9 protein-coding genes are annotated in these 9,664 nt (G+C 41.6%); 1 reads left to right on the forward strand and 8 read right to left on the reverse strand.

Annotated elements, in window-relative coordinates; translation table 11 throughout:
* Nucleotides 1-42: 42 nt before the first annotated feature.
* From DWW33_RS11100 to DWW33_RS11115, 4 genes are read right to left on the reverse strand one after another with little or no spacing between them, the layout of a single operon-like run.
* Nucleotides 43-1,821 carry a glycoside hydrolase family 13 protein gene (locus DWW33_RS11100; protein ID WP_118639519.1) on the reverse strand — a complete coding sequence of 593 codons (1,779 nt, stop codon included), beginning with the start codon at nucleotides 1,819-1,821 and terminating at the stop codon, nucleotides 43-45.
* Between the two features lie 7 nt (nucleotides 1,822-1,828).
* The gene (locus DWW33_RS11105; protein ID WP_118639520.1) at nucleotides 1,829-2,674 is read right to left on the reverse strand and encodes a sugar ABC transporter permease; all 846 of its coding nucleotides are present in this window, start codon (nucleotides 2,672-2,674) and stop codon (nucleotides 1,829-1,831) included.
* Complete coding sequence (locus DWW33_RS11110) at nucleotides 2,667-3,560, reverse strand: carbohydrate ABC transporter permease (RefSeq protein WP_118639527.1); 894 nt, start codon at nucleotides 3,558-3,560, stop codon at nucleotides 2,667-2,669. Before DWW33_RS11110 ends, DWW33_RS11105 begins: the two co-directional genes overlap by 8 nt.
* A 54-nt stretch (nucleotides 3,561-3,614) precedes the next feature.
* Complete coding sequence (locus tag DWW33_RS11115) at nucleotides 3,615-4,877, reverse strand: extracellular solute-binding protein (RefSeq protein ID WP_118639528.1); 1,263 nt, start codon at nucleotides 4,875-4,877, stop codon at nucleotides 3,615-3,617.
* A 202-nt stretch (nucleotides 4,878-5,079) separates the two neighbouring features.
* On the opposite strand from DWW33_RS11115, the gene DWW33_RS11120 reads away from it, so the two are divergent.
* Nucleotides 5,080-6,099 (forward strand): LacI family DNA-binding transcriptional regulator, encoded by a 1,020-nt coding sequence (locus DWW33_RS11120; protein WP_118639521.1) that lies wholly within the window; start codon nucleotides 5,080-5,082, stop codon nucleotides 6,097-6,099.
* 101 nt (nucleotides 6,100-6,200) lie between these two features.
* Here the strand turns inward: DWW33_RS11120 and aroB are convergent, their stop codons facing one another.
* From aroB to DWW33_RS11140, 4 genes are all read right to left on the reverse strand, one after another.
* Nucleotides 6,201-7,316 carry a 3-dehydroquinate synthase gene (gene aroB / locus DWW33_RS11125; protein WP_118639522.1) on the reverse strand — a complete coding sequence of 372 codons (1,116 nt, stop codon included), beginning with the start codon at nucleotides 7,314-7,316 and terminating at the stop codon, nucleotides 6,201-6,203.
* A 141-nt stretch (nucleotides 7,317-7,457) separates the two neighbouring features.
* The gene (locus DWW33_RS11130) at nucleotides 7,458-8,357 is read right to left on the reverse strand and encodes an NAD-dependent epimerase/dehydratase family protein (protein ID WP_118639523.1); all 900 of its coding nucleotides are present in this window, start codon (nucleotides 8,355-8,357) and stop codon (nucleotides 7,458-7,460) included.
* Between the two features lie 39 nt (nucleotides 8,358-8,396).
* Complete coding sequence (locus DWW33_RS11135; protein ID WP_118639524.1) at nucleotides 8,397-8,858, reverse strand: GNAT family N-acetyltransferase; 462 nt, start codon at nucleotides 8,856-8,858, stop codon at nucleotides 8,397-8,399.
* An 84-nt stretch (nucleotides 8,859-8,942) separates the two neighbouring features.
* On the reverse strand, nucleotides 8,943-9,422 hold the full coding sequence (locus DWW33_RS11140) for a hypothetical protein (protein WP_147326032.1): 480 nt from the start codon (nucleotides 9,420-9,422) through the stop codon (nucleotides 8,943-8,945).
* Between the last annotated feature and the right edge of the window lie 242 nt (nucleotides 9,423-9,664).

The raw sequence follows: 9,664 nt of genomic DNA on the forward strand, positions 1-9,664 counted from the left end.
TCAAAGTATAACACAAGTATTTTGTAATGTCACTTGTCTTTTTCAGAATGCCACGAGTCTTCCTTCATAAGAAGACAGTTCTATATTTTTTTCCTGCAGCTCCTGTATTTCTGCCGAAGTAAGTTCCACTTTGTCAGGGCCTGTATTCAGCACTACCAGCACCCGGTCTTCTTCATAGCAGCGGGAAAATGCATAAACACCGGTAACATCATTACAATAGATGGTGCGATAATTTCCCCTGCGTAATGCCGGATGCTCTCTCCGAAGTGCTATCCACTCCTTGAATTTTCCGATTAAATTATCCTGATACGGCAATAAAGACTGTGGTTCAGTTTCATCTGATTGTCCGGATGCTCTCTGCCAGTCCATGGCTGCCCGATACTCCAATTCTTTCATTCCCTCGATATACACTTCATCCCCGTAGAATACCGATGGCACGCCCACTCCCATAAAGAGATAGAAAAATGCCAGCTCCATTCTCTTTCTATTTCCATTGCAATAGCTTAAAAATCTCGGAATATCATGGGAATCCAGAAAATTCATCTGTGCCAGGCTCACCTGCCATGGGTAGCGGTAAATCATCCGCTGCATCTGGGCATCAAATTCACTGACCGAAAGTTCTCCCTTTCCAAAAAAATCCCGGCACAGATAAGAAAAAGTATAATTCATCGTAGAATCAAACTGGTCTCCCTGAAGCCAGATGCCTGCTTCTTCCCAGATTTCGCCTATTAGAAACATATCCTCTTTTACCGCTCTCACCGCATGACGGAAGGCTCTCCAGAATTCATGATTGATTTCATTTGCCACATCCAAGCGCCAGCCGTCAATATCTGCTTCCCGAATCCAGTAAGTTCCAACATTACAAAGGTACTCCACTACTTCAGGATTTCCGGTATTAAGCTTTGGCATTTCCTTTACATAGGCAAAAGCCTCATAATCCGGCGGATCAGCGTACTGTATCGTTTCCGGCAGGTGATAAAACCAGTTATAATATCTTGATGCTTTTCCCTTCTGCCGCACATCCCGGAATGCAAAGAAATCTGCACCACAATGATTAAATACACCATCTAAAATAACCCGGATTCCTCTCTTGTGGCACTGCTGCACCAGTTCTTTTAAATCCGCTTTATTTCCAAGACAGGGGTCGATTTCAAAATAGTCAATGGTATCATATTTATGATAAGACGCCGCTTCAAAAATCGGATTCAGATAAATGCAGTTAATTCCAAGCTTTCCGATATAGTCAAGGTTTTCACAAATTCCTTTCAGTGTACCACCCAGATGATTCTTACAAATCCGGTCCGGTAAAATTTTTCCATTGCTGTCGCTTTTTTCATCCGGCAAAAGCATATGCCTTGTCGCTTTTTCCTTCAGTTCCCGTCTGTCATTCGCAAAACTGTCCGGGAAAATATGATACATAACAATGTCTTCTGCCCACTCCGGGATATCTAAAATATCCTCTCTTCGAATATATGGAAACTGGAAATATTCTGCCCTGCCACAGGACAGTTTCTCTGCAAATCCTCTTCCATAATAATAAAGGCTTTCTGTATCGTCCTCTAACCGGAAATAATAGCATACCCTGGTATACGGAGACGTAATCTTAACTTCATAATAATCATAAAGCATATCGGATGCCACATGTTCCATTTCACTTTGTTTCACCGGAAGTGGCTCTTCCATCGCCACCCGGTCTCCCCAAAGCAGCACGCACCGTTTTAAATCGCCCTTTTTACAACGGATTCTTATTACCAGCCGGTCTTCTTTTTCTGCAAAGGCAAATTGTGACAGTGGAATATGCAAAATTGCTTCTTTTTCCATTTTATTTCTATCCTTTCACACCACCTGCAGTAAGACCGGATACCATATACTTTTGTATACAGAAGAAAATAATCAGCACCGGAACAGATACCAGGATAGCGGCTGCGGAGAACATTCCCCAGCTTCTGGTGTAATCGTTGGACTGTAACTGATATAATCCACCTGCCAGTGTATAACTGTTTTCATTCAGTAGAAATGTTGTAGAAAACAGATATTCATTCCATACAAAAATAAGTACCATCACAGAAGTTACAATGATTGCCGGACGAGCCAGCGGCATTACTACCTTCCACAGCAGCTGGAAATCCGATGCACCGTCAATTTTCGATGCTTCTTCGATTTCTATCGGAATGGTATCAAAATACCCCTTCATATTCCAGATAGAGAAAATGCACATGCTTCCCGCATAAATAATCACCAGTCCCAGTTTCGTATCCAGCATATTCATCTGTTTTAAAAGACGGAATAATGCAAACATGGACAGAATCTGCGGGAATGCATTTAAGAGAAGCAGTAATTTTAAAATGCCATTTCTTCCCTTAAAACGGTATCTTGAAAATGCATAAGATGACACCATGGCAAATCCGATAGCAATGACCATTGTAAAGAAGCTTAATACGGCAGAGTTATAAAACCACCGCAAAAACGGCTTCTGCGTCAGTATATTTATATAATTATCCAGTGTAAATTCCTTTGGAAACAAAGATAATCCGGAGGACAATGCTCCACTTCCCCTTTCAAAGGAAAGATTCAACGCATATAAAATCGGTACCAGTGCCAGCAGACACAGTATAATATAAAAAATATGTAATCCGCTAAGCTGTAAAATCTGTTTTCTCTTTTTCTTAGTCATAATTTTCCTCCTTTACCCCTCGATTGGTAAACAGCGAAAATACCATGATGAGGAAAAAGATAATAATAGATACCGCAGAGGACAGCCCATAGTTATTTGAAACAAACGCATTCTGCTGTGCATAAGTAATTACGGTCTGTAAGGTTGCCCCTGAATATGCTCCCTTCTGCATCGTAAGAAGATATACGATATCAAACTGCTTAAATGTGGTAAATGTCGTCATAATAACCGCCGGTGCAATAATTCCTTTCATTGCCGGAACGGTAATATGGATGTTCTTTGACCAGAAACCTGCTCCATCCAGTTCTGCGCTTTCATAATAGCTGCGGTCAATGCTGGACAGTGCACCGTCTATCATCATAATCATAAACGGCAATGCCATCCACAGGTTTAGAGTCATGCAGGAGAGAAATGCCGGCACATTGGTGGAAAGGAAATTTACCTTTCCAAAGCCAAGTGCCACCAGAATCTTATTCAGAAGACCAAACTCTGTGTTATAAATGCCTACCCTCCAAAAAAGAATGGACACATATGCAGGCATTGCCCACGGGAACATCAAAAGAGTCTTGTATACACGTTTTCCCTTTAAATCTTCTCTTTGAAATCCCAATGCAATAAAATATGCCACAACTACCTGTATCACCATATTTAATGTGGTCCAAAGTAATGTTGTAAACAGTGCTCCAAGGAAACCGGAGTCTGCCTTTAATAATGCCCTGCTATAGTTGGATAGTCCGATAAATTCATAATTTGACCAGTGAAAAAGATTCATATTGGTCAGTGATATATAGCCCGTATAAATAATCGGGAATACAATAACCATTCCAATCAATATCAGTGCCGGCATACTGTAAAGCCATGGTGTTAATTTCCGTTTGTTCTTCATATACACACTTCTCTTCCTAATTTTCCTCTTTATTGCTTCTAAACAAACTCCTGCTTACTGCATATCTGCAATGGCATCCAATGCCTCCTGCTGATAAGTCTCTGCTGCAGTGTCAATATCTTCCCCTGATTTGTTGACTGCTGCCAAAAATTCTTCTGCCGGACCCCACATAACGCTCATCTGTGGAATGTTTGGCATAGGCTGCGCAGTTTCTGCAGTTGCTTTCATTGCCATAATCATCTCATTTGCAGCAACATCTGCGTCATCATATGCTTTGCTGTTTGCCGGTGCACAGTTTGATTTATTCGCCAATGCAATACCTACTTCCGGGCTTGCAATTGTCTCTAATACTTTTGCAATTGCTTCTTTCTTATTTTCTGCTGCATATTTTAAGACACCAATGCTCTGTACACCTGAATATGGTGCCAGTCCGTTTCCATTCGGAAGTTTAAAATCCGCTAAGGATTTAATACCAAGGTCAATGCCCGCTGCCTTGATTCCGGATACCAGCCATGGTCCACCGATGATTGCTGCTGCCTGGCCTTCATTGAATAATGCAGTTACAGTGTTGTAATCTCCATCTGCCTCCAATGCTGCAAATTTCTGATTGTATGCGATAGCATCCTTGGTTTCCTGTGTATTTAATCCAGGATTTGCATCTTTATCAATAATATATCCACCAAAACCATTGATTACCGGTGCCACATTGTATGCGGTAGAATGCTGATTTACCAGCGCATAAGTTCCTGCATCCACATCGGTATGTGCTACCATATAATCATACAGTTCATCCGTTGTTTCCGGCACATCACCTTCCCATTTTGCCTTATTATACATAAAGAGCAATGTCTCATAATAAACCGGCATCAGGTACTGGGTATCCTTATAATTACCTGCTTCTACGGTCATCGGTAATAAATCCGCCATTACATCCTCACTGATAACATCCGTAATCGGAGCTAAAATCCCCATTTCTGCAAATGTTCCCAATGAATCATGTGCATAAAGATACATATCCGGTCCGTTGGATTCATCATTTCCATATAACTGAAGCTGGTCGGTCAGACCGCTCTTCTTTTCAAAGGTAACCTTGATATTATCCTCTGCCAGTTTCTCATTCGCACAATCTGCAATGGTCTGCATGATATTCTCATCCCCATCATGCCAGATTTTTACTTCTGTCATTTCATCCTCTGCATCATTTCCAAGTACTTCTGTAGTCTTTCCTTCGTCATTTCCTGCTTCTTTTCCACAACCGGATAATGTGCCGATTGTCATTGCGGTACAGAGCAACAGACTCAACACCCTTTTCTTCATAAAAATACCTCCGTTTTCCGGTTTCTTTAGGAAACCGTTTTCTTTATTCTTCTTTTTTTCATGCAATTGGTTCCTCTTGCTAAGTCTATATTTATCACTTTTTTCCCTTGTTTACAATGTCTATTTGTCAAAAATGATTGACTTTGTTAGGAAACCGCTATACTATATTTGTAAATTTATACATTTTTTCAGGAGGTATTTTATGTCTGTTACCATCAATGATGTTGCCAATGAAGCCGGTGTTTCCAAATCCACTGTTTCTAAAGTTTTAAATCACTGGACCACCATATCCCCAGCCACTGTGGAAAAGGTTCATGCAGCAATTGAAAAGCTTCATTATACCCCTAACTCCCGGGCTGTAAGCTTTGCAAAAGGTGCTACTTCCAATATTGTCTATCTTACCAATCTGGAGAAAGATACTGCTTATCGGAATCCGCATATGTTTGACATTATGTGCGGCGTACACCATACCTTGTCCGAAAACAACTATTCCCTGACACTTGTCAACACTTCTGAAGAACGCTATCCCGGAGAAAAAGTCAGTGAAGTTATCACAAGCGGTTCCTCCGATGGTCTTATCATCCACGGCTCTGCCATTAATAAAGAAATTGCAAATCTTATTCTGGATGCAGGCTTTCCACACATTATCATTGGGCATCCGAGTTTTGAAAGCCGCTTGTGCTGGGTAGATACCAACCACGCCCTTGCCGGTGAATATGCCGCTGCCCACATGATAGCCTGTGGTTATACAGATGTCGCCTTTATCGGAGAGCGCAAAACTGATTATATTTCCGCCCAGCGTCAAAAAGGATTTATGGCAGGCATGTTAGACAGAGGCTTTCACATTCCGGCTGCCCGTATCGGAAATACCGATTCCAGCTGCCAGCACGCTTATTCTGTTACTTCTGATATGCTGACACAGCCTGTACCGCCTCGCGCTATTGTATGTGAAAATAACACCCTCGCATTAGGTGTCATCCAGGCAGTCAAAGACCGGCAGCTTTCCATCCCGGATGACGTTGCCATACTTACCTTTGACGTCTACCCATATTCCAGCATCATCGACCCACATCTTACCATTGTAGACATCAATGTCTATGATACCGGTGTGCAGGCAGGCTCCATGATGATCCGTAAGCTTCAGAACCCGGAACTTCTTATCCAAAGCTATACAACGCTTCCTGTTATCATCCAGGGAGAAAGCACCAGACCACTGACATAAAAAATACCCCTGTCAATCTGACAGGGGCTTGTTCCCTTTTGCGCTCATTATATGATAATTAATGATAAGCCAATCAGCTTATCATTAACTTTCATTGCTCACTATTTCATTTTCATAATGATATCTCTTGCAACGGCTTCTTCCACCGGTGTGGCAAATACGCCTTCCTCAAACTCTACGATTCCACCGATTCCTTTCTCTACAACGAAACGGAGTTTTCCGTCCCGGACTTTCTTATCCGTATATAATTTCTTAACCAGGGCTTCCCGGTCAATGTATTCCGGAATCTCTACCGGCAGCTTCGCTTTCTCTAACAGATTCTTTACTGCTGTTTTTTCTTCTTCTGTCATGTAACCAAGTCGGTGTGCCAGTTCTGTCATAGCTACCATTCCAATGGAAAGTGCTTCTCCATGAAGCAGTCTGTAGTCACTGACTGTCTCAATGGCACGTCCTACCGTATGTCCCAGATTCAAGATTTCTCTTAAGCCCTGCTCCTTTTCATCCTTCATTACCACAGCATATTTAATCTGGCAGTTCTTCTTTGCGATGTATTCACAGGCTTCTCTGTCTCCCGCAAAAATATCTTCCATATGTTTTTCCAGGAATTCAAACATTTCCTTATCTGCCATACAGGCATGCTTGATTGTCTCTGCCATACCACTGGATAACTGTCGCTGTGGCAGTGTTTTCCATGCTGCAATGTCAAGATATACTTTCTCCGGCTGGTTAAAAAGTCCAATCAGATTCGTTGCCAGTGGTGTGTCTACTGCGGTTTTTCCACCAACAGATGCATCTGCCGCCGCCAAAAGTGTCGTAGCATAGTTAATGAATGGCACTCCTCTGCCATAGGTTCCTGCCAGAAATCCAGACAAATCGGTTACCACACCACCACCAACGGCAATGATGCAGCAGTCTCTCCGAAAGCCAGCCTCAAGCATAGCATCTTCGACCTCTTCTTTGGTTTTTCTGGTCTTGCTGGTCTCTCCTGCCGCAAAGACAAATTCCTTTGCCTGATAACCTGCTTCCTGCAGCAGTTCTACAATGTGTTCTGCATAAAGTTCCTTTACAATGCTATCTGTAATTACCGCAAACTTCTTAATCTTCCCAACCAGTCCATTTTTTAAATCAACAATTAATTTTTCCTGCAACTGGTAGCCAATCTCTATTTCATAGCTGTCATCTACTACTTTTTTTAATTCTACCTGAAATACGCTCATGTTTTCTCCGTTCTATCCTGTGTCTTGTAAATCTGCGTCTGTCTCAGATTTTTATTTCGTTTATTATACTATTTTGCTCTTTTCTCTGCAACCACCGAAACTCTAATCGAAAGAAATTCCCAGTTTGCGAAATATCCTATTTCATGCCAGATGTTCCTCTATGTATGTAATATATGGCTTCTTATTTACCTTATCCTGATTTGCCACATACCAGTCATAAGCTTCTTTTAACCCATCCGCCAATGGCTTTGTTTCTTTCATAAGTGCAAGCTGTTTCCTGACATCCAGTGCATATTCATAATTATAAAAGCTGAAGTAATTGCGCTGTTCTTCCTCCGCTGGAACTTCCACAAACTCCGGCTGCTTTCCTGCCGCCTGATAGCACAGAGTTACCCAGTCACGAATGGATATGCTTTCTTTATTTCCAACATTGAAAATATGCTGCTTTGGATGTTTTTCCACCAGAATATCTATAAATCTACACAAATCCTCCACATGAAAAAATTGCAGCTTCATGCCGCCCTCCTGTGTCAGATAAAATTTGCGGTTTTCCAGTGCACAGTCAAATACAAAGGCTTCCCGGTAAACATTATTCATTGGTCCATACAAATAAGGCGGTCTAAGAATGTATGCTTTCGGATATCTCTCCATCAGTGCTGCTTCAGCCGCTATTTTATTTGTTCCATATGCACCCCAGTGCACATTTTTTGCAAGCTGTGTTTCTTCCGTAAATGGTGCCGGCGCATATTCCGGATATACGGCACTTGAACTTATAAGAACATAATCTTTGTAACTTTCCAATGCATTCAGCAAATCCTCCACATCTTCCCTGGTATATGCGGTATCAATTACCAGGTCAAAATGCAGTCCCTGCAGTGCATCACCGATCGCATGCCGGTCTGCCTGAATCAGTTTTACAGCCGCCGACTGCGGTCTGGTGTTTCGATTTAACACATAAACCTCATCACCTTTTGCCACATAATGCTCTGCAATAAACCGACTCACAAATACAGTGCCACCAGTTACCAAGATTTTTCTCATACTTGTCCTCCTTGTGCATGGGTTTCTATGAAATTTTTATTATTCCCGCTCTATTGTTAAAACCATACATTCTTTAGATTCGGTAAATCCGCAGGCATGATACAAGGCTCTGCCACTCTCCGTTGTATCCAGAATCAGTTCTGTCACGCCACGCAATTTGGCTTCATTTATCAGAAGTTCCATCATATGGTGGGCAATCCCCTGTCCACGATAGTCCTTCTTTGTATATACATTCATAATATGTCCACGTTTTCCGGTAGGATGGGTAAATGTCGGCATGACCTCAATATAGCTGACCGACGCACAGCCAACTACTTTTCTTCCATCCATTGCCAGAATTGTCGTCTGATTACCATCTTCAAAATACAGTCTGCTGCTGTCGACCAGATTATCCGGAAATGTATAATCCTCTGACAAATCATTTACTTCCCGCAGCATCTCCAGCCGGGTACTCATCAGATTCTCCATATCTCTTCGTGACGCATTCATATATGTTATCATAATCATTCCTCCAGGTCGCATTTTTTCTGTCTTCTTCGTACAGCAGTATCATATCACAGAACGGAGGAAATAATACTTAATTTTTTATGATTCTTTGATTTCCATATAAAATGTCACATTCTTACAATCATATCCTACGAACTTCAGTCGATTTTTTCCCTCTTTCAACTGAATAGAATAGGTAGTCAGTTCATTCACTTCAGAATCCGGCGTACATTCCACCACCGTTGACACATTTCCATCCTCATCAATCTGCACCAGCTTTGCTTTTCCTTCATCCAGCGTAAACACAAGCGTTATATCTACCCACGTCGCGCTGCTGCAATTCGCTTCCCAGAGTGTCTCCCTGCCATCAAATTTTCCAACGGTGTATGTCACATTATTTCCATAATTATTCAATACACTATTTGTTTTAGCATACCGGTCCCCACCCTCTGCTATCTGAATATCTGAATCGTACTGCTCTTTTGCAAATTTATTATTACAGCCAGTAAGCAATAGCCCCATAACTAAAATACATACTATGCCAAATCTTTTCATTTTCCCTGTAATCTTGTTTTTCATTCTATTTTTAATCTTCCTTTTCATTTACACTTCCTTTGCGTTCTCTCTTCTTTTCCGTTCACTCTTCCTCTTCATTCACTCTTCTCTATCACCGATTGCATGAACAACGCAGGCAAATCCCGCAACCATCGAAAATAAAATAGCTCCTCCCATTGAATTGTCCAAAAAAGCCCCCATAAAGAATGATATGTACCCAGAATCCTGGACACATATTTATGAACTAGGCTGAACACATGGATGCT

Origin of the sequence: Roseburia sp. AF15-21 (assembly GCF_003479505.1) — a bacterium.
GTDB classification, from domain to species: Bacteria; Bacillota; Clostridia; order Lachnospirales; family Lachnospiraceae; genus Roseburia_C; species Roseburia_C amylophila.

What these genes read in the sequence shown, in the direction of transcription:
- DWW33_RS11100 (WP_118639519.1), bottom strand. Translation starts at nt 1,821, where the DNA reads ATGGAAAAAGAAGCAATTTTGCATATTCCACTGTCACAATTTGCCTTT.
- DWW33_RS11105 (WP_118639520.1), bottom strand. Translation starts at nt 2,674, where the DNA reads ATGACTAAGAAAAAGAGAAAACAGATTTTACAGCTTAGCGGATTACAT.
- DWW33_RS11110 (WP_118639527.1), bottom strand. Translation starts at nt 3,560, where the DNA reads ATGAAGAACAAACGGAAATTAACACCATGGCTTTACAGTATGCCGGCA.
- DWW33_RS11115 (WP_118639528.1), bottom strand. Translation starts at nt 4,877, where the DNA reads ATGAAGAAAAGGGTGTTGAGTCTGTTGCTCTGTACCGCAATGACAATC.
- DWW33_RS11120 (WP_118639521.1), top strand. Translation starts at nt 5,080, where the DNA reads ATGTCTGTTACCATCAATGATGTTGCCAATGAAGCCGGTGTTTCCAAA.
- aroB (WP_118639522.1), bottom strand. Translation starts at nt 7,316, where the DNA reads ATGAGCGTATTTCAGGTAGAATTAAAAAAAGTAGTAGATGACAGCTAT.
- DWW33_RS11130 (WP_118639523.1), bottom strand. Translation starts at nt 8,357, where the DNA reads ATGAGAAAAATCTTGGTAACTGGTGGCACTGTATTTGTGAGTCGGTTT.
- DWW33_RS11135 (WP_118639524.1), bottom strand. Translation starts at nt 8,858, where the DNA reads ATGATAACATATATGAATGCGTCACGAAGAGATATGGAGAATCTGATG.
- DWW33_RS11140 (WP_147326032.1), bottom strand. Translation starts at nt 9,422, where the DNA reads ATGAAAAACAAGATTACAGGGAAAATGAAAAGATTTGGCATAGTATGT.